Annotated in this window: 20 protein-coding genes; 6 read left to right on the plus strand and 14 right to left on the minus strand. The window is 74.9% G+C overall.

The genetic code is table 11. The features are described from left to right. Positions 1-38 precede the first annotated feature (38 nt). On the plus strand, positions 39-1,028 hold the full coding sequence (gene dapD / locus GQS52_RS21630; protein ID WP_182315007.1) for a 2,3,4,5-tetrahydropyridine-2,6-dicarboxylate N-succinyltransferase: 990 nt from the start codon (positions 39-41) through the stop codon (positions 1,026-1,028). Between the two features lie 160 nt (positions 1,029-1,188). On the opposite strand, the gene GQS52_RS21635 is transcribed toward dapD, so the two are convergent. The 4 genes from GQS52_RS21635 to GQS52_RS21650 all read right to left on the minus strand — a co-directional run bounded on the left by GQS52_RS21635 (position 1,189) and on the right by GQS52_RS21650 (position 5,744). Further along, positions 1,189-2,334 carry a YihY/virulence factor BrkB family protein gene (locus tag GQS52_RS21635; RefSeq protein WP_182315008.1) on the minus strand — a complete coding sequence of 382 codons (1,146 nt, stop codon included), beginning with the start codon at positions 2,332-2,334 and terminating at the stop codon, positions 1,189-1,191. A 159-nt stretch (positions 2,335-2,493) separates the two neighbouring features. Next, positions 2,494-2,850 carry an SH3 domain-containing protein gene (locus GQS52_RS21640; RefSeq protein WP_182315009.1) on the minus strand — a complete coding sequence of 119 codons (357 nt, stop codon included), beginning with the start codon at positions 2,848-2,850 and terminating at the stop codon, positions 2,494-2,496. 88 nt (positions 2,851-2,938) lie between these two features. Next, entirely contained in the window at positions 2,939-3,613 is a 675-nt protein-coding gene (locus GQS52_RS21645) for an RNA polymerase sigma factor (protein ID WP_182315010.1), read from the minus strand. Between the two features lie 289 nt (positions 3,614-3,902). Then, on the minus strand, positions 3,903-5,744 hold the full coding sequence (locus GQS52_RS21650) for an endonuclease/exonuclease/phosphatase family protein (protein WP_182315011.1): 1,842 nt from the start codon (positions 5,742-5,744) through the stop codon (positions 3,903-3,905). Positions 5,745-5,986: 242 nt separating this feature from the next. On the opposite strand from GQS52_RS21650, the gene GQS52_RS21655 reads away from it, so the two are divergent. Continuing rightward, positions 5,987-7,633 carry a hypothetical protein gene (locus GQS52_RS21655; protein WP_182315012.1) on the plus strand — a complete coding sequence of 549 codons (1,647 nt, stop codon included), beginning with the start codon at positions 5,987-5,989 and terminating at the stop codon, positions 7,631-7,633. 229 nt (positions 7,634-7,862) lie between these two features. Continuing rightward, positions 7,863-9,359 (plus strand): alkaline phosphatase PhoX, encoded by a 1,497-nt coding sequence (locus tag GQS52_RS21660; RefSeq protein WP_182315013.1) that lies wholly within the window; start codon positions 7,863-7,865, stop codon positions 9,357-9,359. Between the two features lie 149 nt (positions 9,360-9,508). Here the strand turns inward: GQS52_RS21660 and GQS52_RS21665 are convergent, their stop codons facing one another. Further along, on the minus strand, positions 9,509-10,669 hold the full coding sequence (locus GQS52_RS21665; RefSeq protein WP_182315014.1) for a S8 family peptidase: 1,161 nt from the start codon (positions 10,667-10,669) through the stop codon (positions 9,509-9,511). Between the two features lie 488 nt (positions 10,670-11,157). Between GQS52_RS21665 and GQS52_RS21670 the strand changes: the two genes are divergently transcribed. Then, positions 11,158-12,261 carry a LuxR C-terminal-related transcriptional regulator gene (locus GQS52_RS21670; protein WP_182315015.1) on the plus strand — a complete coding sequence of 368 codons (1,104 nt, stop codon included), beginning with the start codon at positions 11,158-11,160 and terminating at the stop codon, positions 12,259-12,261. A 206-nt stretch (positions 12,262-12,467) separates the two neighbouring features. Here GQS52_RS21670 and GQS52_RS21675 read toward each other — a convergent pair whose 3' ends face one another. From GQS52_RS21675 to GQS52_RS21685, 3 genes are all read right to left on the minus strand, one after another. Beyond that, on the minus strand, positions 12,468-13,712 hold the full coding sequence (locus GQS52_RS21675) for a TerD family protein (RefSeq protein ID WP_182315016.1): 1,245 nt from the start codon (positions 13,710-13,712) through the stop codon (positions 12,468-12,470). Positions 13,713-13,834: 122 nt separating this feature from the next. Then, positions 13,835-14,800 carry a pseudouridine synthase gene (locus GQS52_RS21680; RefSeq protein WP_182315017.1) on the minus strand — a complete coding sequence of 322 codons (966 nt, stop codon included), beginning with the start codon at positions 14,798-14,800 and terminating at the stop codon, positions 13,835-13,837. 180 nt (positions 14,801-14,980) lie between these two features. Further along, complete coding sequence (locus GQS52_RS21685; RefSeq protein ID WP_182315018.1) at positions 14,981-15,751, minus strand: hypothetical protein; 771 nt, start codon at positions 15,749-15,751, stop codon at positions 14,981-14,983. Between the two features lie 283 nt (positions 15,752-16,034). Between GQS52_RS21685 and GQS52_RS21690 the strand changes: the two genes are divergently transcribed. Beyond that, positions 16,035-17,246, plus strand: a complete 1,212-nt coding sequence (locus GQS52_RS21690) for a right-handed parallel beta-helix repeat-containing protein (protein ID WP_182315019.1) — start codon at positions 16,035-16,037, stop codon at positions 17,244-17,246. A 197-nt stretch (positions 17,247-17,443) separates the two neighbouring features. Here the strand turns inward: GQS52_RS21690 and thpD are convergent, their stop codons facing one another. The 6 genes from thpD to GQS52_RS21720 form a co-directional block, all read right to left on the minus strand. Beyond that, positions 17,444-18,352: an ectoine hydroxylase gene (gene thpD / locus GQS52_RS21695; RefSeq protein WP_182315020.1), complete on the minus strand. Its 909-nt coding sequence runs from the start codon at positions 18,350-18,352 to the stop codon at positions 17,444-17,446. 83 nt (positions 18,353-18,435) lie between these two features. Beyond that, positions 18,436-18,885, minus strand: coding sequence for an ectoine synthase (locus tag GQS52_RS21700; RefSeq protein ID WP_182315021.1), 450 nt, complete (start codon positions 18,883-18,885; stop codon positions 18,436-18,438). An 84-nt stretch (positions 18,886-18,969) separates the two neighbouring features. After that, complete coding sequence (gene ectB / locus GQS52_RS21705; RefSeq protein ID WP_182315022.1) at positions 18,970-20,238, minus strand: diaminobutyrate--2-oxoglutarate transaminase; 1,269 nt, start codon at positions 20,236-20,238, stop codon at positions 18,970-18,972. Positions 20,239-20,408: 170 nt separating this feature from the next. Beyond that, on the minus strand, positions 20,409-20,951 hold the full coding sequence (gene ectA / locus GQS52_RS21710; protein ID WP_182315023.1) for a diaminobutyrate acetyltransferase: 543 nt from the start codon (positions 20,949-20,951) through the stop codon (positions 20,409-20,411). Between the two features lie 264 nt (positions 20,952-21,215). Continuing rightward, positions 21,216-21,569 (minus strand): hypothetical protein, encoded by a 354-nt coding sequence (locus GQS52_RS21715; protein WP_182315024.1) that lies wholly within the window; start codon positions 21,567-21,569, stop codon positions 21,216-21,218. Between the two features lie 1,125 nt (positions 21,570-22,694). Beyond that, positions 22,695-23,837 (minus strand): aminotransferase class V-fold PLP-dependent enzyme, encoded by a 1,143-nt coding sequence (locus GQS52_RS21720; protein WP_182315025.1) that lies wholly within the window; start codon positions 23,835-23,837, stop codon positions 22,695-22,697. Between the two features lie 194 nt (positions 23,838-24,031). Here GQS52_RS21720 and GQS52_RS21725 point away from each other — a divergent pair, with 194 nt between their 5' ends. Further along, positions 24,032-25,123, plus strand: a complete 1,092-nt coding sequence (locus GQS52_RS21725; protein WP_182315026.1) for an amidohydrolase family protein — start codon at positions 24,032-24,034, stop codon at positions 25,121-25,123. The last annotated feature ends 38 nt before the right edge of the window (positions 25,124-25,161 follow it).

The following is a 25,161-nucleotide window of genomic DNA, read 5'->3' on the forward strand; positions in this document are numbered from 1 at the left end:
TTGGCACTGCGGGCGGCCGTCCGGCTAGCGTTCGGTCCGTGACCGAGAACTCTGCACCCCGCCCCACCGGCGCCGTTGCCGCCGGGCTCGCCACCGTCGCCGAGGACGGCACGGTCCTGGACACCTGGTTCCCCGCCCCCGAGCTCGTGGCCGACCCCGGCCCGGCCGGTACCGAGCGGCTCACCGCCGAGCGCGCCGCCGAACTCCTCGGCGAGGCCGCCCCGAAGGCGCTGGGCCCCGACCCGCGCCGCGGCGTGGAGGTCGTCGCCGTGCGCACCGTCGTCTCCTCCCTGGAGGACAAGCCGCTCGACGCGCACGACGCCTACCTGCGCCTGCACCTGCTCAGCCACCGCCTGGTGCGCCCGCACGGCCAGAACCTCGACGGCATCTTCGGCCTGCTGGCCAACGTCGCCTGGACCAACCTGGGCCCGGTGCCGGTCGCCGAGGTCGAGCGGGTGCGGCTCGCCGCCCGTGCCGAGGGCCTGCAGTTGTCGGTGACCAGCATCGACAAGTTCCCGCGGATGACCGACTACGTCGCCCCGTCCGGCGTGCGGATCGCCGACGCGGACCGCGTCCGGCTCGGCGCCCACCTGGCCTCCGGCACCACCGTGATGCACGAGGGCTTCGTCAACTTCAACGCCGGGACCCTCGGCTCCTCCATGGTCGAGGGCCGGATCAGCGCGGGCGTCGTCGTCGGCGACGGCAGCGACATCGGCGGCGGCGCCTCGATCATGGGCACCCTGTCCGGCGGCGGCAAGCAGACCATCTCCATCGGCGAGCGCTGCCTGCTCGGCGCCGAGGCCGGCATCGGCATCTCGCTCGGCGACGACTCGATCGTCGAGGCCGGCCTGTACGTCACCGCCGGCACCCGGGTGACCCTGCCCGACGGCCAGGTCGTCAAGGCGCTGGAGCTCTCCGGCGCGAGCAACCTGCTCTTCCGCCGCAACTCCACCACCGGCGCGGTCGAGGCGCTGCAGCGCTCCGGCTCCTGGGGCGGCCTGAACGAGGCCCTGCACAGCAACGACTGACGGGGGCGGTCGGCCGTCCGCCGTGCTCCCGCCGCGGCCGGCGGCGTTGCGGCCGGCGGCGCCGCGGCGCACGGAGACCGCTCACGGCCGGGCGGCCGCACCCTTCACGGGGTGCGGCCGCCCGGCCGTGCACGGTGGCGGGCCCGCCACCGCCGGGGCGCTACTGCTGCGCCGCCTCCTCCTTCTGCAGGCGGGCGCGGCGGCGCCGCTTGAGGGAGGCGGGCCACTTGCGGGTGTCGCGGGGCTCGACGTAGGGCTCCTCGTCCTCCGGGAGGCCGCCGACGATGGCGCGTTCCCGGGCCATCTCGGCGTCGAACTCCAGGCCGAGGAGGATGGCGAGGTTCGACAGCCACAGCCAGATCAGGAAGATGATCACACCTGCGATGGAGCCGTAGGTCTTGTTGTACGAGCTGAAGTTGCCGACGTAGAGGGCGAAGCCGGCGGAGGCGATCACCCACAGCACCACGGCGAGGAAGCCGCCGGGGCTCAGCCAGCGGAAACCGGCGTCGTTCCTGGCGTTCGGAGCCGCCCAGTACAGCACCGCGATCATCAGCACGACCAGCAGCACCAGCACCGGCCACTTGGCGATGGACCAGACGGTCAGAGCGGCATCGCCCAGGCCGATCATCCCGCCGACCCGCTGGGCGATCCCGCCGGTGAACACCACGATCGCCGCGCTGACGCTAAGCAGGACCATCATCAGCAGCGTCACCCCGAGCCGGACCGGCAGTACCTTCCACACCGGCCGGCCCTCGGGGATGTCGTAGACCTCGTTCGCGGCCCGGATGAACCCGGCCACATAGCCGGAGGCCGACCACAGGGCGCCCAGCAGGCCGACGACGGCCAGCAGGCCGCCCGCGCCGCTGCTGTTCTGCAGGTCCTCGACCCCGGTCCTGAGGATGTCCTGCGCGCTGCCCGGGGCGAGCTTCTGGAGGTTGTCCAGGATGGTCTTCGTCGCCTTCTCCCCGGCCACGCCCAGCAGGGAGACCAGGACCAGCAGGGCGGGGAAGATCGACAGGACGCTGTAGTAGGTGAGGGCGGCCGCGCGGTCGGGGAGCCCGTCGTCGAGGAACTCCTTGCCGGTGCGCTTGAGGATCGCCTTCCACGAGCGGGGCCGCAGGTCGCTCAGCTCGTCGGGGGCCGCCTCCTCCACCTGCCGGTCCGGGCCGGGGCCCGCGCCGGACTCGGGGCCGGGGGCGGACTCGGGGCCGGACGCGGGCGCGGGCCCGGAGGCGTCCGCAGGGCCGGACGCGGGGTCGGGGCGGTGGGTGCTGCGGCGGTTTTCTCGGTCGTCCGGTGTCGTCATGGTCCGCTCTCCTCGGGGGCACCCGTCCTCCGGCGCCCTGTTCCGGACGCGTTACCCGAAGTCGGCGGGCCATGCATGGCGGCGCCGCCCGGGCGGTGGGCCCGGACGGCGCCGGCGGGCCGTCGGCGGACGCGCACGCGCAGCGCGTCGCCGGCGGGGTCAGCACTTGTTGCGCACGCCGCCGTAGCGGTCCCCGGTGAGGGCGATCGCGGAGACGTAGCCGTTCTCCCGGGGCCAGGTGCGGTCGAGCTTGACCCAGATGTTGCTGGTGCGGCCCGCCAGGTTGATGTTCTTGCCGTAGGTCCAGCAGATGGCCGAGTACGAGCCGTTCGGGGTGACGTAGCTGATCCTGCGGCTGTCGTCGGTGGCCTGCGCGTGGACACCGGTGTGGTACCAGGCGGTGACCTCGGTGTTGGCGGCCCGGGCCGGGGCGGCCGCGGCGGCCGGTGCGGCGGCCAGGACCGTGCCCGTGGCGAGGGCGGCGAGGGCTCCGGCGAGGATCTGACGAGCGTGCATCGTGAACTCCTGGAGTGTCGTGCGGACCGTTCCCCCGGCACACGAATCACAGGGGCCTCCCGTATGACGCGCGAGAATGTGACGTGCGTCACATCATTGGTCCCTCCGGTTCGATCCGGCCCCGTCCCGTCCTCCTCGGCCGCGGCGTCCCGTGCTGCCGGGGGGTGCGCTGCGGGGGGACGCGCCGTGCGGACGCGGCGGGGCCTGGGTCAGCGGGGCCGGGGGCGGCCAGTGCGGTGCGCAGCCTGTCCAGGGCGCGGGCGCGTGAGCGGGCCGCCGTGCCCCGGTGGACGGACAGGATCCCCGCCGCCTGGTCGATGGTGTAGCCGTAGAGGTCGACCAGGACCACCACCGCCGCCTGCCGGGCGGTGAGCCCGCCGAGCAGCCGCAGCGTCTCCAGCTCGGCGATCCGCTGCTCCACCCCGCCGTCCCAGGAGCCGCCGGGGCCGTGTGCCGGCTCGTGTCCGCGTGCCGGGGGGAAGCGGCGTTCTCCCGGGCCGGGCGCGGAGGCGCCGACCGGTTCCAGCCTGCTCTCCCGCCGCCAGGTGTCGCGTGCGACGCTCAGCAGCGCGGAGAAGGCGTAGGCGCAGGGCTCCGGATGGGCCAGGAGCCGGTCGGGCCGGGCCGCCAGCTTGAGGTAGGCGTCGTGGACGATGTCCCCGGCCGTCCCCCGGTGCCCGGTGAGAGCTGCGGCCCTGCGGTACAGCCGTGCCAGCAGGGCGCAGAAGGCCTCGTCGAAGGCGCGGCCGGGTCCGGTGTCCATGGTGTTGCACATGATGCGAAAAACTCCCCGTTTCCCCGTGTGGCACGGTTGTGCCGTTGTTGCACGGTTACCCCTTGTGCGGGGCGGCGGTGCGCGGGGGAGGGGGCGGCCGGAGGCGCGGGCCGGGCGCGGTGCGGCGGACGCGCGCGGAGAGGTGCGCAGCGGCGTGCGAGCACAGGGCGGAAGACGCCGCACCGCCCGTCCTGCGCTGTGCGCGGTGCGGGCGGTGCGGCGTCCCGGCGTCCCGGCGACGGGGCCTACGGGTGACGGGACTTGCGGGTGGCGGGGCCTACGGGCGGATGCGCAGCACCTGGGGGTCGTGGTCGGACGCCTGGTCGGCGAACTCGGCGTTGACGTGGACGATGTCGTAGTCGTACCGGGAGACCGCACGGCTGACCAGCATGTGGTCCAGCGCCTGGGAGTTGCCGTTGTAGACGTAGCTGTAGCGCTCGTCCTTCGGCAGGGTGTCGGCCAGGTTCTTCAGGACGTTGCCCTCGGTGAGGGCGTCCATGGCGGGGGAGAAGGAGAAGTCGTTGAGGTCCCCGGCCACCACGACCTTCGCCCTGCGGTCGACGGCGAGCAGGGAGTCGACGAAGGCGTTGACCGCCTCGGCCTGCGCGACGCGCTGGGTCTCCGAGGAGCGGGCGGGCGGCTGGAAGCGGCTGTCCAGGCCCTGGTCGCCGCCCTTGGAGTTGAAGTGGTTGGCGACGACGAAGACCGTCTCGCCGCGGAAGACGAACTCGCCGGCGAGCGGCTTGCGGCTGTCCTCCCACGCGGGGTTCGCCGGGTCGATCCGGCCGGGGGACGCGGACAGGGCGGCCTTGCCGTCCTCGCCCGCCACGGCCCGCACGGGGGTGGTCGCGTCGCCGCCGGGGGTGTCGGTGAAGGAGACCCGCTCGGGGTTGAACAGGAAGGCGACGCGGATGTTGCCGCCGGGCTGCCCGCCGTCCCGGTCGTCCTCCGGCGCGATCTCGCGCCAGGAGTAGGACGGCCCGCCGGCGGCGGATATCGCCGCGGTCAGCTTCTTCAGGGTCTCCTCGCCGGAGACGAGGGAGTCGTTGGTCGGGCCGTTGCCGTCCTGCACCTCCTCCAGGGCGATGATGTCGGGGGAGGCGAGGTTGTCCACGAGGGCGGAGGCCAGGCGGGAGAACTTGGCCGCCGGCGTCTTCGGGGACAGGTTCTCCACGTTGTAGGTGGCGACGGACAGTTCGTCCTCGCGCTGGGGGCGCGTGGTCTCGCGCTCGAGGCCGTTGTCCTTCAACTCGCCCATGACGGTGGCCGTGAGGGTGTAGCCGCCGTAGTTGTCGTAGTCGAGGGGGCCGGCGGTGGTGCCGGTCAGCTCGTCGCCGGCGTCCGCCTGCGGGAACGGCTGCTGCGCGTAGGGGATCAGCGACTCGACCTTGATCCGCCCGCCGTTGGGGGAGTCGTAGGAGCCGTACAGGGTGCCGCCGCGCTCGGTGCGGTGGCGGTTCGGCTCGGCGGTCACCCACACCTCGCCGTGCGAGGTGGTCGGGCCGACGACCCGGGCGTCCTGGACCCGGACGGTCATGCCCTCCAGGGACTCGTACAGGTCCAGGGCGTAGGAGCGGGGGCGCAGCGGCAGGTCCTCGATGCTGCCGTCCCCACCGTCGGCGGCCTGCGGCGCGTAGCGGTTGGGCACGGTGGAGGGCCTGAGGGCGAAGGCCTCGGGCAGGTCGTTGCCGGAGGAGACCACGGTCCAGGAGGCGCCGGTCAGTTCGGTCAGCGACTGGCCGCCGCCCGCGGCACCGCCCGGGTAGTACTCGGAGACCTTGCCGGAGACCAGCACCGAGTCGCCGACGGCCACGGCGGGGGTCTTGGAGCCGGTGAAGACGAACAGGCCCTCGCTGGTGGCCGGGTCGGCGTCCGGGTTCGGGTCCTGGATCCAGAAGCCGCGGGAGGAGCCGAAGGAGCGCACCGCGGTGACCGTGCCGGGGACCTCCGTCACGGCCTGTCCGTCCAGCGGGGAGAGCCGGGTGCTGCCCTGGATGTCGTGGACGCGCACCTCGGCGGCGGCCGCGGACTGAGGGACCGCCAGCAGGCCGGCGGCGAGCGCGGCGGTGGTGAGCGCGCCCAGTGCTGCGGGGGTGCGCAGCGGACGACGACGGATCACGGGTCCTCCCCGGTGGTGGGATCGGTTGGTGCGGGGCCCTGCCGGGGGAGTTGTAGCGCTCCAGGGTTGCCCGGAAGTGGCCGCAGGGTTTCTACGCGCGTCAATGTCCTGGGTTGGCGGTGCACCTGTCAAGGCGGGCGGGAGTGATCGGGAACACGCGCCGCGTCGGCCGCACTACGCTGGGACGCACATCCCGATCCGCGGCGAAGAGCCGCGCTCTGCCGATGAGAAGAGTTCCCGCCATGGCCGCCCCCACACCGACCCTCCCCCCGGTGCGCCTGCTGCCCGCCGCCCGGCTCGCCGCGGCGGCCCGGGAGACCCCGCTGCTGGACGCCGCCGTCCGCCTGGCCCGCTGGACCCGGACGGAGGGAGGGCGCGCCGTCGACGACCGCGGCGGCCTCGCACCCGGGGAACGCCGCGCGGCGGCGGCCGAACTGGGCCCGGCCTCCGGCGGCGCCCCGGCCTCCGGCCCGGTGTCCGACGCCTCCGGCTGCACGGAGGAGGGCGGCCGGGAGGCGCCCGGGGCGCTCGCGGCGGCCGGGGAGCTCGACGAGGCGTGGGACCTGGCCGGGTACCTGGGGCTGGTCGACGTCGACCCCGGCATCGAGGTCGTCGAGGACCGGCCGGACGACGGGCGGGCGGGCCGGCCGGGCGACGGCGGGACGCGGCCCGCCGGGGGGACGGTCCGGCGGGGAGGCGGGGGCCGGGCGGTCCCCGGGCCCGCCCTGGAGCAGGCCGAGACCGGCAGCCCCGACGAGGTGCTGTCCCTGTGGCAGGACGCCGTCGGGTACGTCGTCGCCCGGACCGTCGGCCCTGACCCGCAGGGGCCCGCCGCACCGTCCGGCAGCGCAGTTGGGGGCGCGGCCGGGCACGATCCCGCCTCCGCGCAGGCGTTCCTGGACGCCGCACTGGAGAACCTCTACGTCATCTCCGCCCTCGAACCGTCCGGCGGACGGCGGGAGGCGGGGGCCGCTCCGACCGGCCCCCGGCCGCCCGGCGCCCCCGCTCCCGCCGGCACGGCGGACGGCCCCGCGGCGACCGGCCCCGCGGTGGACGGTGTCACGGCGGCAGTCCCCCTGCCGGTGCTCGCCGCCTCGCTCGTCGTGCCGGACGGCACCGACGAGCCCACGCCCGAGGTGCTGGAGGAGCTCACCTCGGTGATGGCGCGCCTGGACGACCTGTTCGCGCCCCTCGCGGCCGTCGGCCTGGTCGACCACAGCCCCGCGGGCCCCCGCCACGGCTCGGTCCGCCTCACCCCCCTCGGCGTGTACGCGGTGCGCCGCCGCCTCCTCGACGCGGGCTACGACGCACCGGCCCTGGGCGACGCGGCGGAGCGGGACGCCGCGGCCCTGCTGACCGTCCTCGCCCGCTACCCCGAGGAGGCGGCCCGCACCGAGACCGCGCGGTGGCTGGCCCGGCGCTCCCCGGCGGGGGCGGCGGAGCAGCTGCTGGACGCCGCCCGCGGCGACGACCCGCAGGCCCCGTTGCGCAGGCTGTCCTGCCAGCAGGTGCTCGCGATGCTGGGGCCGGTGGCCGAGCCCGCGGTGCGCGCGGTGCTGGACGACCCGCACCTCGGCGGCCTCGCCCGGGTCTGGCTCGCCGAGCACGGTGCGGCCGGTGTGCCCGGCCCGACGGAGGAGACGGTGCTGTGGCTGACCGTCGACACCGTCGCCGCGCAACTGGGCGCGGAGGACGAGCACATGCTGCGGGAACTGGTCCGTGACCTGGTGGTGCGTCACGAGAGCTTCTTCAACGCCGCCTGGCGGGTCGACCACCCGGCCACCGCCGAGGTACTGGAGGCGATGGGCCGGCTCCACCCGGACCGGGACGTGGCGAAGGAGGCGCGCAGGGCCGCCTTCCGCGCCCGTTCCCGCCACCGGGCGCACTGAGCCTCCGAGGCCCGGGCCTCCTTCCGGCCCGGGCCCTCGGCTCGAACCTCCTGCGGCTGCTCCCCCGCCCGCCCGGCCTGCCCGGCCCGCCCGGCGGCCGAAACCATCGGCGGCCCGCTGCCTTCCGGACGCGCACGGTTCAACCGGTGTTTGCCGGTTGCCGACAGGGTGTGCGCCAGGTTTCCGGCGCAGGAGCACCTGTGCAGAAGCACCTTTCAGGAGGGCAACCATGCCGCTGTCCCGCAGAGAGCTCGTCCGGGGGTCGGCGATCGCCGGGGCCGGCGTCGCGCTGGCCGGCAGCGTCGAGGTCCTGGCCACGGCGCCCGGCGCGCTGGCCGCGGACCCGCCGCCGGAGACGGCCGGCGCCCCGGACGGCGGGGACGGGCACGGCGGGCCGGACGGCGGCAGCGGCCCGCGGCTCGGCCACGGCCCCCTGCTCGACGACCCCGAGGGCGTCCTCGCCCTGCCGGCCGGCTTCTCCTACCGGGTGCTCACCCGGGCCGGCGTCACCCGGCTGGAGTCGGGCGAGCCCACGCCCGGCCGGCACGACGGGACGGCCGCCTTCGAGGGCCCCCGCGGCTCGGTGCTGCTGGTCAACAACCACGAGCTGGGCGGGCCCCGGTCGCGCTGGGAGCACCCGGTGCCCCTGGCCGAGGACCTGGTCTACGACCCCGCGGCCTCGGGCGGGTGCACGGTCGTGGAGGTCTCCCGGGACGGCCGCGAGGTCCGCGAGCGGGTGGGCATCGCCGGCACCTCCACCAACTGCGCGGGCGGCACGACCCCCTGGGGCACCTGGCTGACCTGCGAGGAGACCGAGGACCGGGCCGGCACCAACGGCATGACCAAGGACCACGGCTACGTCTTCGAGGTCGACCCGCTCGACCCGCGGGCCAACCGCTTCCCGAAGCCGGTCAAGGCCCTGGGGCGTTACGCGCACGAGGCGGTCGTGGTCGACCCCTCGCGCGGCCACCTCTACCTGACCGAGGACGCCTCGAAGCCCAACGGCCTGCTCTACCGCTGGGACCCCCCGGCCGGCTTCCGCCACGGCCGCGGACGGCTGGCGGCCCTGGCCGACGACGCCGGCCGGCTCCGGGCGTTCAGGTGCTTCGACTCCGGCGGCCGGTTCGTCGACGACCTCTCCCGGGCGGACCGCACCGGCACCGTCTACGGGGTGGACTGGGTGGACGTGCCCGACCGGGACGCCCGCGAGGTCCCGGTGCGCAAGCAGTTCACCGGCGACGAGGTGACCCGGGCCCGCAAGCTGGAGGGCATGTGGTGGGGCGACGGCGGGGTGTACGTCGTCTCCTCCTACGCCCGCGCCGAGAGCCCGGGGACCCCGCACGACGGCCAGGTTTGGTTCTACGACCCCCGGCGCCGCACCCTCACCCTGAAGGTCCTGCTCGGCAGCGGTGCGGGGGAGGGGCCGGACGGCCCGGACAACATCACCGTCTCCCCGCACGGGGGCCTGGTCCTGGCCGAGGACGGCGACGGCGCCCAGCACCTGTTCGGCGCGCTCGCCGACGGCCGCACCTACCCGATCGCCCGCAACCAGGTGAACATCGGCACCGCCGAGGAGCCTCGTTACAGCGAGTTCGCCGGGGTCGCCTTCTCCCCGGACGGCCGCACCCTGTTCGCCAACATCCAGCAGCCGGGCCTGCTGCTGGCGGTCACCGGCCCCTGGCGCCGTCGCGGCGCCGGAGGCCGGGGCGCCCCCGGAGGCCGGTGAGCCCGGCCCACCGGGGCGCCCGTCCGACGGCGCGACGGCCGTGCGGCCCGCGTCAGGAGGCGTGAGAGAGAGGACGCGGGCCGCACGGCGGTTCGACGGGGCCGGGCGGTCCGCGGACGCCGTTGTCCGCGGGCCGCCCGGCGGGCGGGTCAGAGGCCGGACTTGAACAGCAGGCGGTTGGGCGTGCCGCTGTAGTTGCCGCTGATCACGTAGGTGGTGGAGTTGTTGACGATCCAGCTGTTGACGGTCGAGGAGGAGGCGTCGCCGTAGTTCGCCTTGTACAGCGCGGCGACACCGGCGACGTGCGGGGAGGCCATCGAGGTGCCGCTCATCGCGGTGGCGCCGCCGCCCATGCGGGCGGAGGTGATGGACACGCCGGGGGCGTAGAGGTCCGTGCAGCTGCCGTAGTTGCTGAACGACGCCTTGCGGTCGCCGCTGTCGGAGGCGGCCACGCTCAGGGCGCCCGGGGCGCTCGCCGGGGAGTAGTTGCAGGCGTCCTGGTTGTCGTTGCCGGCCGCGACGGACAGGTGCACGCCGGAGTTGGCCAGGTTGGTGGCCGCGTTGTTCACCGCGGAGGAGTAGCCGCCGCCCAGTGAGGCGTTGGCCACCGCGGGCTTCACCGCGTTCTGCCGCACCCAGTCGAAGCCGGCGATGATGCCCGAGTAGGAGCCGCTGCCCTGGCAGTCGAGCACCTTCACGCCGCGCAGCGCCACGCCCTTGGCGACGCCGTGGGTGCTGCCGCCGACGGTGCCGCCGACGTGGGTGCCGTGCCCGTTGCAGTCCTGGCCGTTGCCGCCGAAGGCGTCGAAGACGTTGCGGGCGCGGCCGCCGAACTCGGAGTGGTAGGTGTCCAGGCCGGTGTCGATGATGTAGGCCGTCACCCCCGCGCCGTTGCGGTTGTAGGTGTAGCTGCCGCTCAGCGGCAGGTTGCGCTGGTCGATCCGGTCCAGGCCCCAGGTGGCGCTGTACTGGGTGGCCGAGGCGGTGACCTTCTGGTCCTCCTCGATGGCCAGGACGGCGGAGTCGCGCTGCAGCGACTTCAGCTGGCCGTCCGTCAGCTTCGCGGCGAAGCCGTTGAGCACCTCGGAGTAGACGTGGCGGGGCGAGAGGTCCTTCGCCTCCGTCAGGTCCTCGGCCTCCACGCCGGACTTGAGGGTGACGATGTAGTTGCCCTTCACGGCCTGGCCGGCCTCGGCCTTCTGGACCGCGACGACCGGGGTGGCGGCCTCGGCGGCGGACGCCGTGCCGGCGGCCGGTATCAGGGCCGTCGGGGCGGCCAGGAGCAGGGCTGCGATCCGGAAACGCTTCATCGTGGGGACGAACCTTTCGTGGGGTGCCGGACGCCCGGGCGGTACCGGGCGCCCGGTTCTGCGGGGGCAGGAGGGGGCTGTGCAGGGCGGGCGCCGCCGCGTGCGGGCAGCCCTCCCGGACACCGGTCGAAGGACCGGTGCCGGGACCTGCGGGTGGGGACGGACAACGGTCCGGACGCCTGGTGGCGCACACGCCCCTGGCGGGAGCACGCGGACCTGGCGGGAACACGCGGACCGGGGGACCGCACGCGTGCCTCGCGATGCACGCGCGGGTCCGGTGCCCCGGTCGCGACCGGCGTGTGGGGGCTTCCGCGGCAGGACCGCCGGGCGCCACCGGGACGGGACGAAAAGCTAACGCCGGTAACAGGTTCGCGGGAGGCCTTGGCCATGGCCGGATCGGGCGTGGCCGATCGCGGTCAGCGCCTCGGCCGTACGGCCGGGGTTCAATCACTGGAAAACCGCAGTGCGCCGAACGTATGGTCTGGCACATGCCTGCCGAGCAGGGCCGTCCCGCTGACGGCCCCTCCGACCAGCGAGGAGGGCCGCCGGTGTCCGGCGGACCGCCCCGCGGAGAAGCGCCCCGCGGAGAAGCGCCCCGCGGAGAAGCACCCCGGGACGACACGGCCCGCGAGGAGGCCGGGGCGCAGGCGCGCGCCGTCTACGCCGCAGCGGTGCGGCGGGCCGGGAACCCGCGCGGGGGAAGGGAGTTCGCGGTACCCGACGGGACGTCGGCCCGGGTGCGCGACTGGCTGGCCGAGCACCGGCTGATCGGCGCCGACGGCACCGCGCTCAGCTCCCCCGAGCGGGCGCTGCGGACGCTGCTGGGCGACCAGGAGCGGCAACTGCGTTCGGCGGTCGCACTGCTGGAGCAGAACATCCACGCGCTCGACGACGTCGTCGGCCTGCTCGCCCTGAACCGGCTGGGCGGCCGGGAGGCCGTGCACGTGGAGTTCTTCGAGGACCGGGGCCGGCTGCGCAAGCGGCTCGAGGACGTCGACGCGCTCAGCCGCGAGGAGTACCTGGCCATGCGCAGCTCCTTCCCGGAGCCGGAGGTCCTCGACGCGAGCCTGGGGGCCGACCTGGAGATGCTGGGGCGCGGGGTCGATCTGAGGATGCTGGTCTCCGCCGGCGCCGTGCGGCGGCCGGGCGCGGCCCGCTACCTGGGCACGCTCGCCGAGGCCGGGGCCGAGGTCCGCGTCACGGCCTCCCTGCCGCTCTACCTGAGCGTCGTCGACCGCTCCCTGACCGTCATGTCGCTGGAGGGGGACGCGCACGGCTCCGGCGGCGACGTGATCCTGCACAGCCACCTGGTGGCCACGTGCTTCACGCGCGTCTTCGAGCACAACTGGGCCGCCGCGCGCCCGTACCCGGTCCGCGCCGGCCCGGCGGACGCGGACGGGGAGTACTCGCCGCAGGAGCGCGAGGTGCTCACCCTCCTCGCCACCGGGGCCAAGGACGAGAGCATCGCCCGCCGGCTCGGCTGCTCCGAGCGGACGCTGCGGCGGATGCTGACCCAGTTGATGGAGAAACTGGGCGCGGAGAGCCGCTTCGAGGCCGGGGTCCGCGCCGCCGGCCTGGGACTCGTCGACTGACGCCCGCCCGCCGTCGGGACCGGGCCCGAGAGAGCCGCTTCGAGGCCGGGGTCCGCGCCGCCGGCCTGGGACTCGTCGACTGACGCCCGCCCGCCGTCGGGACCGATCCCGTGCCCGGGCCCGTACCGGGGCCCGCGCCCGCGTCCGGACCCGACGCGGCCCGGGACGCCACCGCGCCCCGGGCCGCCGCACCGGTCCGGCGGGGGCTACAGCGCCGCGCCGCCGGGTTTGACCATGCCCCGCACGGTGCGGGCGTCGACGAACTCGCCCAGGGCGGTCATGTCCCACTCCCCGGAGAACTGCCGGACGAGCTTGCACATCAGCACGCCGGTGCGCGGCTCGGCGTTGGTCAGGTCGAAGCGGACCAGTTCCTCGCCGGTCGCCGCGTCGAACAGGCGGCAGTAGGCCTTGGCGACGTCGGTGAACCTCTGGCCGGAGAAGGAGTTGACGGTGAAGACCAGACCGGTGGCCTCGGCGGGGAGCCGGCCGAGGTCGACGCTGATCACCTCGTCGTCCCCGGCGCCCTCACCGGTGAGGTTGTCGCCGGAGTGCTGGATCGCGCCGCCGAGGATGGACAGCTTGCCGAAGTAGGCGTTGCCCAGCGACTTGCGCCGTGCGTCGTAGGCGATGACCGAGGCGTCCAGGTCGATGTTCTTGCCCCGGTACGCCGGCTCCCAGCCCAGTCCCATGCGGACGGTGCTGAGCACCGGCCTGCCGCCCTTGACCAGGGAGACGGTCTGGTTCTTCTGCAGGCTGACCCGGCCCTTGTCCAGGTTGACCTTGCCCCCGACCGCGGGGGCTGCGGGCGCCGCGGGGGCCGCGGGGGCCGCGGGAGGAGGCGGCGGCCCGAACCCGGTGGGCGGCGCGGGCGGTGCGGGTGCCTGCGGGGCGGGCGGTGCCTGCGGGGCGGACGGCGCCTGGGGCGCGGGCGGAGCCTGCGGGGCGGCGGGGGCGGAGGGCTCCTCGACGTTCACCCCGAAGTCGGTGGCGATGCCGCCCAGGCCGTTCGCGTACCCCTGGCCGACCGCGCGCACCTTCCAGGCCCCGGCCCGGCGGTACACCTCGACGACCACCAGCGCGGTCTCGGTGCCGAGCCGGGGCGGGGTGAAGGTGGCGAGGACGCTCCCGTCGTCGGCGTTGCGCACGGTCGCGGTCGGTTCCGTGCCGGCGAAGGTGGCGCCCGGGGCGTCCAGGCTCGCCGTGACCACGACCTTGTCGATGTCGGCGGGCACGGCCGCGGTGTCCACCACGATCGCGTCGGGCGAGGCGCCCGCGCCGGCCCGGTGGCTCACACCGGGGCCGGCCGGCTGGTTGTAGAAGACGAAGTCGTCGTCGGAGCGGACCTTGCCGGCGGGGGTGAGGAGGAGGCCCGAGACGTCCAGCCGCTGCGGGGCGGTGACGTCCACCACCACCCTGGGAACGGGGAGCGGGAGGTTCGAGCCCGGTGTCATCCGGTTCATGCAACCGGTAACGACCGGCTCCGCTTTGCGGTTCCATTACCGCGAGCCGGCCCCGCCGCTGCCCCCGCCGCTGCCCCGCCACTCGGCCCGCCGCGGCCCCCGCCGCGCGCCCGTCAGGGCCCGGACCGGCCGCCGGCACCGCCGCCCGCCCAGCCCTCGTAGGAGGACCAGGCCTGCAGGGTGCGGCGGCTCTCGAAGCGCCGGAGCTCCCCGGTGACCGGATCGGTGAACTCCACCACGTCGGCCAGCAGCTGCAGGGGGCGGCCGAAGTCGTCCGGCGCGGGGTCGGTGACGACGGGGTAGACGGGATCCCCCAGCAGGGGGACCCCGAGGCTGCTCATGTGCAGGCGCAGCTGGTGGGTGCGGCCGGTCAGGGGCAGCAGGCGGTAGCGGCCGAGCCCGCCGCGCCGCTCGGCCAGTTCGATCCGGCTCTCGCTGTTGGGCGGGCCGGGGACCTCCCGGGCGGCGATGACGCCGCGCTCCTTGACGATCCGGCTGCGCACCGTGCACGGCAGGACCAGGCCGGGGGCGAACGGGGCGACGGCCTGGTACTCCTTGCGGACCCGCCGCTCCTGGAAGAGCATCTGGTAGGCGCGGCGGTGCTCGGGCCGCACGACGAACATGGCCAGCCCGGCGGTGAGCCGGTCCAGGCGGTGCGCGGGGCTGAGCTCCGGGATCCGCAGGTCGCGGCGGAGCCGCGCCAGGGCCGTCTCGGCGACGTGGCTGCCGCGGGGCGTGGTCGCCAGGAAGTGCGGCTTGTCCACGACCACCAGGTTCTCGTCGTGGTGCAGGACGTCGAGGGAGAACGGAACGGGCACCTCGTCGGGCAGGTCGCGGTGGAACCAGACGAACGCCCCGGGCACGAAGGGGGCGTCGGGGGCCACCGGCCCGTCGGTGCCGACGATCCGGCGTTCGCGCAGCATGGCGTCGATCGTCCCGGGGCCCGCCGCGGGCAGCCGGTCGACGAGGTGGTCGCGGACCGTCGTCCAGGGGCCGCCGGGGGGCAGCCTCAGCCGTACCGGGTCCACTCCGTCCCGCTGCGGCAGGGGCGCGGGCGGAACCTTGGGCTTGCGTCTCATCGGGACCAGCGTAGGAGGCGCCGCTCCGGCTCCGCGGCCAGGGACGGGCCCCGGCCCGCGGAACCCGCTCCGGCGGAGCCCGCCCCGGCCGACGGCCCCGGGCCGGACCTGTCCTACTCGGGCCGGATCTGCCCTGCCCTGCCCGGCCCGGTCCGGGGCCGTCCGGTCGGCCGCGGGTGGTCAGTCCACGGGTTTCCAGGTGCCGCAGGCAGTGGTCGAGAACGAGCCGTCGGTGGCCCGGACGGTCACGGTGAGGGGCCCGTCCGGGGTGCGGCCGCTCGCCGTGACCGGCCCGCTGTCGAGGACGGCCCCGGAGGCGTCCCTGCGCTCCCAGCGGCAGTCCCGGCTCCGGTTCCCGGTGCGGTAGGTGCCGGGGACGATCAGGGAGGAGTCGCCCGGGGCCGGTTCGCCGATCTCGAACTCGCCGTCGGCGTACCAGCGTTCGTAGACGCCGTTGAGGGCGTTCACCACGGTGTCGGCCCACCGGGGGCACAGGTCGCTTGCGCCGGCCCGCAACAGGGCCCTCCGGTCGGCGTCCGGCCTGTGGACCTCCGTCAGCCACTGGCCCCGGCTGCGGGTTTCGTCGCCGTCCCGGGACGCGAGCGTGTCGCACACCTGGTGCACGTACGCGGCGGGGGAGGCGTACCCGGCTCCCGCCGTCCAGCCCTTCTGCCCGGCGAGGGCGTTCAGCCGGCCCTCCGGCGAGTCCGGGGGAGGACTGCTGCCGCGCCCCGGCGCGGTACCGCCGCTGCCGCCGCCCGTGTCACCGCCGCTGCCGCCGTCGTGTCCCGGCGCGGAGGTGGACGGTCCGGAGGCGGACGGCGCGGAGGTGGAGGGCGCGGAGGCCGAAGAGTCCGGCGGCCGTGGCCCGTCCTTCCCGCCGTCCGAGCAGCCGGTCACCAGTATCAGCCCCGCCGCCGCGGCGGCCCCTGTCGTCTGCAGACGTCCCATGACGCGAGACTTGCACCATTGCGGGCACCGGAAACACATTCCTGCCGTACCGGGGGAGTTGACGGCGAGTACCGGCCGGCTGCGGGCGCGGGCGCGCGGTTCCCGGAAAGAGGGAATCTTCCGCGACCGCGGCCGAAACGTTATCCGGCGTCGGTAGACTCCGCGGACCGTGGGCCCGGCCCCTTCCGGGGGCCGGCGGCAACAGGCGAACAGGGAACGGAAGTACAGGGAACGGACCGAGTACCGCCCGGCCCACGGGCAGCTCACGAGAGAGGCAATCACCGTGTCGCGCAGGCGCAGACGTGGACGTCACCGCCGCCCCCGTACGCTCTCGCTCACCGCGGTCGCCGTGGTGGCCTCGGCCGCCGCGGGCGTGTACCTCACCGCCTCGCCCCGGGACGCCGGTGCGGCCGAGACCACGGTCGTCGTCTCCCCCGACGGGGACGACGCCAACACCGGCAGCGTGGGCTTCCCGTTCAGGACCCTGGAGAAGGCGCTCTCCGTGGCCCGGCCCGGCACCACCGTCCGGGTCCGCGGGGGCACGTACCGCCCGTCGGAGACGCTCAGGAGCAGCGTCGACGGCAGCCCGGAGCAGCGGATCACCGTCGTCCCCCACGGTTCGGAGGACGTCAGGGTCGACGGCTCCGCGCTGCCGGACGGGGCGTCGCTGCTGGAGCTGTCGGCGGACTACTGGACGGTCTCCGGCATCGAGTTCCGCAACGCCCCCGGCCGGGGCGTGGTGTGCACCTCCTGCACCGGCGGCCTCTTCGAGGACCTGGCCGTGCACGACAACGGCGGCAACGGGTTCACCCTGCGCGGCCACGGCACCGACGACAACCTGGTGCGGAACCTGGACTCCTACGGCAACCACGACGACGCCACCGGCGGCCGGCGCGCGGACGGCATCGCCTTCACCTCGGGGTCGGGCACGGGCAACCGGATCACCGGGGCGCGGGTGTTCGACAACTCCGACGACGGTGTCGACCTGTGGATGTGGGCCGACCCGGTGACGGTCGAGCGCACCTGGGCGTTCGGCAACGGCAAGGACCGCTGGGGCATCCCCGGCTTCGAGGGCGAGGGCAACGGCTTCAGGCTCGGGGGCGGCGACCCGGCCCCGTCCGCGGCGCACGTGGTCAACGACTCGGCCGCCTGGGACAACGCCCTGCACGGGTTCACCGAGAGCGGCAACACCGGTGGACTGCTGCTCGCCCGCACCACCGCCTACGCCAACGGCGCCCGCGGCTACTACTTCCCCACCTCCGCGACCCGCCTGGTGGAGAACCTCGCGGTCGCCAACACCGCCGGCAAGGCGACCACGGGCGACGCGGTCCTCTCGCAGGGCAACAACTGGGACGAGGGCGTCGGCACCCCGGCCTTCGCCGGCACCGACGCCACCGCGGTCCGCGGCCCCAGGGCCGCCGACGGCTCCCTGCCCGACACGGGTTTCCTGCGGACCGACGGCGAGGAGGCCATCGGGGTGACCGGGGGACTGTGAGGCGTCCCCGCCGTGCGCGAGCGGCCGTCCGGCAATCCCCGGCAATCCCCGGCACGGACGGTAGCGGACGCGGGAACGCCGCGGCCCCGCGGTGACCGCTGGTCACCGCGGGGCCGCGGCGTTCCCGGAGCCGTCGGACGGCGCCGGCCGTCCGTGCCCGGCCCGGGGCCGTGCCCGGCCCGGGGCCGTGCCCGGCCTCAGGCCTTGCGGCTGACGGGGGTGAAGTCGCGGGCGCCGATGAACTCGGGCCTGCGCACAGGGGCGGCGAAGGGTTCGACCGCGGCGTTCTCGACGCTGTTGAAGACGATGAAGACGTTGCTGCGCGGGTAGGGCGTGATGTTGTCGCCGGAGCCGTGCATGGCGTTGCAGTCGAACATCGTGGCCGAGCCGGCGGGGCCGGTGAACAGGCGGATGCCGTGGGCGTCGGCCATCCTCGTCAGGGCCTCGTCGGAGGGGGTGCCGGCGTCCTGCATCTGCAGGGACTTCTTGTAGTTGTCCCGGGGGGTCTCGCCCGCGCAGCCGACGAAGGTCCTGTGGGAGCCCGGCATGATCATCAGCCCGCCGTTGGTGGGCAGGTTCTCGGTCAGCGCGATGGAGATCGAGACGGTGCGCATGCGGGGCAGGCCGTCCTCGGCGTGCCAGGTCTCGAAGTCGGAGTGCCAGTAGAAGCCGCTGGCGCCGAAACCGGGCTTGACGTTGACGCGGCTCTGGTGGACGTAGACGTCGGAGCCGAGGATCTGCCGGGCGCGGTCGAGGACGCGGGGGTCGCTGACCAGCTCGGCGAAGACCTCGCTGACCTTGTGGATCTCGAAGATCGAGCGGATCGACTCGGACTTGGGCTCCACGACGGAGCGCTCGTCGGCCCGCATGACGGGGTCGGCGCACAGGCGGTCGAGCTCGGCCTTGTAGCGGGCGACCTCGTCGGGGGCGAGGAGCCGGTCGACGGTGAGGAAGCCGTCGTGCTCGAAGCCGGCCAGGTCCTCCGGGGAGACGGGGCCGGGGGTGCCCGGGGCGGACCAGACGACCGGGTCCTGTCGGGCGGTCAGCACCTCGCTCGTGCCACGGGTGGGATACAGGTCCGCGATGCGTTCGGGTGCCGTGGTCATGAGGGTGTCCTCTCCTTCTTGCTGATGACGGGAGTCTGCGGGGCCGGGGCCCCGGCCGGCCCGGCCGGGGCCCCCGGGCGCAGTCAGGCGGAGGCGGCCTCCGCGGCGTGCGCCGCAGCGGCCTCGGCCCGCTCGGGAAGGGGCTCGGTCAGCAGGGGGTACACGCCGTTCTCGTCGTGGACCTCGCGGCCGGTGACCGGGGGGTTGAACACGCAGACGAAGCGCAGGTCCGTCTTGGGCCGCATCGTGTGCTTCTCGTGGCCGTCGAGCAGGTACATGGTGCCGGGGGAGATCCAGTGCTTCTCGCCGGTCTCGTCGTTGGTCAGCTCCCCCTCGCCCTCGACGCACAGCACCGCCTCGTAGTGGTTGGCGTACCACATGGAGGTCTCGGTGCCCGCGTACATCACCGTCTCGTGCAGGGAGAAGCCCACGCCCTCCTTTGCCAGGACGATGCGCTTGCTGCGCCAGGTGCCGGTCTCGGCGGTCACGTCGCGGTCGGTGCCCTCGATGTCCTTGAAGGAACGAACGATCACGTTTGATGCACTGCCTTTCTGTGGCTCTCTGTGGTTGCGTCTGCCCGCCGTGCCGGGAGGAATGCCCGGCCGGACGGTGCCCGGTCAGACGGTGTCGCGGACGGCGCGGGTCAGGATGCGCAGGCCCTCGTCGAGCTCCTCGGGGGTGGTGGTCAGCGCGGGCAGGAGCTTGACGACCTCGCTCTCGGGACCGGAGGTCTCGATCAGCAGGCCGAGTTCGAAGGCGCGGGCGCTCACCTTGGCGGCGCGGGCCTTGTCGGCGAACTCCAGGCCCCAGACCAGGCCGCGGCCGCGGTGCTCGACGACCTCGGAGCTGTGCTCGGCGGCGATGGTGCGCAGCGCCTGCTCGACCTGCTCGCCGCGGGCCAGGGTCTGCTTCTCCATCTGCCCGTCGGCCCAGTAGGTGTCCAGGGCGGCGGTGGCGGTGACGAAGGCGGGGTTGTTGCCGCGGAAGGTGCCGTTGTGCTCGCCCGGCTCCCACAGGTCCAGCTCCGGCTTGAACAGGGTCAGCGACATGGGCATGCCGTACCCGCCGATGGACTTCGACAGGGTGACGATGTCCGGGGTGATGCCGGCCTCCTCGAAGGAGAAGAACGGCCCGGTGCGGCCGCAGCCCATCTGGATGTCGTCGACGATGAGCAGCATGTCGCGGCGCTCGCACAGGTCGGCCAGGGCGCGCAGCCACTCCGGGCGGGCGACGTTGATGCCGCCCTCGCCCTGGACGGTCTCCACGATCACCGCGGCCGGGTGGTTCAGGCCGGAGCCGGAGTCCTCCAGCAGCCGCTCGAACCACAGGAAGTCCGGGACCTTGCCGTCGAAGTAGTTGTCGAACGGCATGGGGGTGCCGTGGACCAGCGGGATGCCGGCGCCGGCCCGCTTGAAGGCGTTGCCGGTCACCGCCAGCGAGCCCAGCGACATGCCGTGGAAGGCGTTGGTGAACGAGACGATCGACTCGCGCCCCTTGGCCTTGCGGGCGAGCTTGAGCGCGGCCTCGACGGCGTTGGTGCCCGTGGGGCCGGGGAACATCACCTTGTAGTCGAGGTCGCGGGGCTTGAGGATCACCTCGTCGAAGGACTCCAGGAACGCGCGCTTGGCCGTGGTGGACATGTCCAGGCCGTGGGTGACGCCGTCGTGCTCGAGGTAGTCCAGCAGGGCCCGTTTCAGGACCGGGTTGTTGTGCCCGTAGTTCAGGGCCCCGGCGCCGGAGAAGAAGTCCAGGTAGACGTGGCCGTCCTCGTCGAACATGCGGCTGCCCTGCGCGCGGTCGAACACGGCCGGCCAGCTGCGGCAGTAGCTGCGCACCTCGGACTCGAGGGTTTCGAAGACGGCGGTCGCGGGCGGGGTGATGGTCACAGCCGGTGCACTCCTTGGGTGAGAGGGGTCGTGCGGATTCGTCGTACGGAGGGGCGTCGCGTGCGCGGCGGCGGTCCGGGCGTGGGCCGTCCGGGTGCCGGGCGCGCGGCGGTGCGGCGGCGGGCCGCAGGGGAGGCGGCCGCCGTGCCGGTGGTCTCGGGGGCCGGGCGTCAGTCCCGGGCGAGCGGCCCGATGCGGTACAGCACCTCGGGCTCGTGCTCGTCGGGGAACAGCCCGCCGTGGAACAGCACCTCGCGCTCCACGGCGGCGCGGTGGCGCTCGCCGAAGGAGGTGAAGAGCCGGTTGGAGGCGGTGTTGTCGGGGGAGATGGTGGTCTCCACCTGCCGCACGCCGTGGGGGCGCAGCCGCTCGGCCAGCGCGTCGAGCATCGCGGCGGCCAGGCCCCGGCCGCGCTGCGAGTCGTCGACGGCGACCTGCCAGACGACCAGGGTGTCCGGCCGCTCCGGGCGGATGTAGCCGGTGGTGAAGCCGACCGGCTCGCCGTCCGCCCCGCGCACCACGACGGAGGTCCGGGCGAAGTCCCGGCACCACAGCAGGTAGGCGTAGGAGGAGTTCAGGTCCAGTGCCCCGGAGTCGCGGGCGATCCGCCAGATCGCGGCTCCGTCCTCCACCCGGGGCCGGTCCAGCTTCGGTTCCGTGTCCGTTCCGTCTGCATGGCGATCGTGTGCGAGTTCAGCTTGTGCGGCGGTCATGCGTAATGAACTTACCCAGCAAAAAAAGAGAATGCATCGGGGAAAGCCCTTTCGCAAAAAGCGGGGAAGTGTTATCGCGCGGGCGTGTGCGGCTGCGCGGAACGGCTCACCGACGGGCTTTTTGCCCGGATATATCCGGGTGCAACGGGCCCCCTGTTGTGTGCGTCACAGTTGCGTAACGTCCACAAAATCTTCCCTGTTTAGGGCCTCGGATGCTGGGCATAAGATTTACGGGAGAATGCCCTCGAATTCACGGTGAATTCATTAGTGGAAATCACCGCGAACGGACACGTCCCCGGCCGGCCCGCCGCCCTCGGCGGAATAGGAGTCGCCCCCGGCGTCCCGCTCGCCCGCGGCGTGCTCGTACTGCACCGCGAACACGTGCTCGCCCTCCGGCACCCGTGCCCCCTCCGCGAGGACGAACCGGAAGACCAGCTCCCCGCCCTCCTCGAGCACCGAGGTGCGGAAGTCCCCGCCGGGCAGCGAGGTCCACGAGCCGGGCCGCCCGACCCCCTCGGTCAGCGCTATGCGCACCGTGACGGTCAGCTCGTCCATGGGCTCCCGGGTCTTGAGCGTGACGTCGCTCTGCGCCCAGTAGTCGTTGCTCTGCGGGTCCACCGCACCGTCCGACCACAGATAACCGTCCTCGACCCGGTTTCCGGAGGCGGCCCGGGGGAAGTCCCGGCGATGGAGGTCTTCGGAGCGGGCGAGGAGGAGGCGGGAGGTGTCGTCGTGCGTTCCCGGGCGGGCCGCCCGGCCGCGTCGCCGGCGTCCTTCCCGCTGCTGCCGCCGCCGTCCGTCCGCTCCGGCCCGGAGGACGAGGACGAGGGCGAGGGACGCGGTGCGGAGGGGGACGGGGCCGGCGGGAGCGCCGCGGGCGCCGTCGGCCCGGCCGTCCCGGCCACCGTTTGCGGAGGCCCGGCCGCGTTGTCCGTCAGCGCCACCGTCAGCCCGCCGACGCCCAGCACGCCCACGATCCCGCTCGCGGCCCCGGCCGTGCGCATCCACGGCGGCAGGACCACCCCGGCGGGCAGCAGCGGGCCCCGGAAGCGCCGCGTGCGCCGCGTGCGCCGGGGGCGGGAGGACGGGCCCGCGGCCGCCGCCTCCTCCTCCGCCCGCGCCGGCGTCCGCTCGCCGCCGGGCCGGTGCTCCTCCGCGCCCGGACGCAGTTCCCCGTGCAGGTCCCGCGGCTCGCCCGCGGAGTCCGGACGCTGCTCGTGGCCGCCCATCAACCGATCCTTCCTGCCTGGCCCGCGGCCGTCCGGCGGGGCCGGTGCCCGCCCGGGGGAGCCGTCACCGGGATCCCGGCCGCCGTCCGGTCCTGCGCCGTCCGGTTCCGTGCCGCCCGGTCCTGCGTCCTCCGGTCCTGCGCCGCCACCGGGGTGTCGGCGGCCGGGGTCCTTGCGCCGTCCCCGCCGCCGGGCAGCAGGCGGGCCGGACGCGCCGGTCCCGCGCGGCGGGCCCCGGAGAAGCTGCGGAACCCGGCAGCGGCGGCATCGTCGGTGGACACGACCAAGGGTGACCTCTCCTGCCTGGGTGCGCACCGGCGCGCCAGGTGCCCGGCGGACGGAGTGGGTGAGCGTAGCAGCGCCCCGAGGCTCCGGAGAAGTTCCGGCCCCCGAACCGGCGCGGACGGCAACACGGCTCTCCCGCCCGGGAGTTGACCCCGGCGGGAGGGGGAAGCATTCGCGCGCCCCGGCCCCGCCCTCCACTACGCGCCGCGGGCGGCGGCCGGGCCTGCGCCTACGCCGACGCGGCCGTCCACGCCGCCTCCGCGGCGGCCCCGGCCGCGTCGGCGTCGGCGGGCAGGCCGAGGGACGACGAGGCCGCGGCCAGGGAGTCGAGGACCCGCGCCACGGTCCCGAAGGAGGCGTCGCGGCCGTAGTGGTTGACCCGGACCATTTCCGCGGCCAGGGCCCCTCCGCCCGCCGCCAGCGGCAGCGCGGTCCGTCCGCCGGGCGCGGCGGACAGGGCCGCGGACACCAGCTCCCGGGCGTCCGCCCCGGCCGGGACGCGCAGCGTGGTGGCGACCGGCGCCGCGTACCGGGCCTCGGCCACCCAGGGGCTCAGCGCCCGCCCGTCCGGCGCGCCCTGCGCCATGGCGAGGACCCCGGCACGGGTCGCGGCGGCCGCCGCCCGGTGCCGGGCGATCACCGCCTCCAGGCCCTCCTCCTCGATCCGCTCCGCGCACGCGCCGAGGGCGAGCATCTCCAACTGCGCCGGGGCGTGCGGCAGGACGGTGCGGCCCGCGTCGATCCAGCGCTCCTTCCAGTCCAGCAGGGACAGGTAGGAGCGGCGCGGGGCCCGCGGGTTGGCGCGGATCCGCTCCCAGGCGCGCTCGCTCACCGACACCGCCGAGACCCCTGCCGGGCCGCCCATGGCCTTCTGCGCGCCGACGACGCACAGGTCGACCCCCCACGCGTCGGTCTCCAGCGGCTCGGCCGCCACGGAGGCGACCGCGTCCAGCATCAGCAGCGCACCGTGCCCGCGGACCACCTCGGCGATCGCGGCCACGGGGTTGGTGTTGCCGGTGGCCGCCTCGGCGTGGACCAGGGAGACCAGCTCGGTCCGCGGGTGCTCGGCCAGCGCCTGCGCGATCCGCTCGGGGGTCACCCCGGTGTCGTAGGGCACCTCGACGTCGACGACCTCGGCCCCGCAGTCGCGCAGCCAGCCGCCGAAGGTCTGCCCGTACGGGCCGGTGACCACGTTCAGCGCGGTCGAGCCGGGACGGGCGGCGCCGCGGATGCAGCCCTCGAGCGGCAGCAGCGCCTCGCCCTGCATGACGATCACGTCGCCGGCGGTCCGCAGCACGGAGGCGACCTGCCGCTCGACGGCGGCGAAGCGCTCGGCGGTGAGCGGTTCGAGGTCCAGGAGGGGGTGGGTCACGGGGGCGGCTCTCCTCGGGACGGTGCGGACGGTGCGGGCGGTGCGGGTGGCGCGGACGGTGCGGGCCGACGCGGCGGCCCCGGCGAGCGTACCCCGCGGCCCGGGGGACGCCTGTGGCCGCCCGAGGCCGCTCCTCGGGGCCGCTCCCCGGGGCCGTCTCGGAGCGGCGGGAGGGGACGCCTAGCATGCGGGGCATGACCGATGACGTGGTGCTGCACATCGATGGACCGGTGCTGGTCGGACCGGAGGACGTCCGGGACGGGCTGTGGGTGGTCGGGGGGCGGGTGACCTTCGAGCGGCCGAACGGCGCGGGGGACGTGCGCACCGTGCGCGGCTGGGCGCTGCCCGGGTTGGTCGACGCCCACTGCCACGTGGGCCTGGACGCCCACGGCGCGGTGGACGCGGAGACCGCGGAGAAGCAGGCGCTGACCGACCGCGACGCGGGCGCGCTGCTGCTGCGCGACGCCGGTTCGCCCTCCGACACCCGCTGGGTGGACGACCGGGAGGACCTGCCGAGGATCGTCCGGGCCGGGCGGCACATCGCCCGCACCCGCCGCTACATCCGCAACTACGCGCACGAGATCGAACCGGAGGACCTGGCCCGCTGCACCGCGGCCGAGGCCCGGCGGGGGGACGGCTGGGTCAAGCTCGTCGGCGACTGGATCGACCGCGAGCAGGGCGACCTGGCGGCCTGCTGGCCGCGGGAGGCGCTGGTGGAGGCGATCGCCGCGGCGCACCGGGAGGGCGCGCGGGTGACGGCGCACTGCTTCGCCGAGGAGTCGCTGCGGGACCTGGTCGAGGCCGGGATCGACTGCATCGAGCACGCCACCGGGCTGACCGAGGAGACGATCCCGCTGTTCGCCGAGCGGCAGGTGGCGATCGTCCCGACCCTGGTCAACATCGCCACCTTCCCGTCCCTGGCGGAGGGCGGCCAGGAGAGGTTCCCGCGCTGGGCCGACCACATGCGGCGCCTGCACGAGCGCCGCTACGACACGGTGCGGGCCGCGTACGACGCCGGGGTCCCGGTGTACGTGGGCACCGACGCCGGCGGGTCGCTGGCGCACGGCCTGGTCGCGCAGGAGGTGGCCGAACTGGTCGCGGCCGGCATCCCGGCGCTCGACGCGCTCTCGGCGACGGCCTGGGGCGCGAGGCAGTGGCTGGGGCGGCCCGGGCTCACCGAGGGAGCCCCGGCCGACCTGGTGGTCTACGAGCAGGACCCGCGCGAGGACGTGCGGGTCCTGGCGGCCCCGCAGCGGATCGTGCTGCGCGGGCGGGTGGTCGGCTAGACCTGTCGGGCCGGCCGTGGGACTGCTCCGTGTCCGGG

Origin of the sequence: Streptomyces sp. SCUT-3 (assembly GCF_014083985.1) — a bacterium.
In the GTDB taxonomy this organism is placed as follows: domain Bacteria; phylum Actinomycetota; class Actinomycetes; order Streptomycetales; family Streptomycetaceae; genus Streptomyces_H; species Streptomyces_H thermolineatus.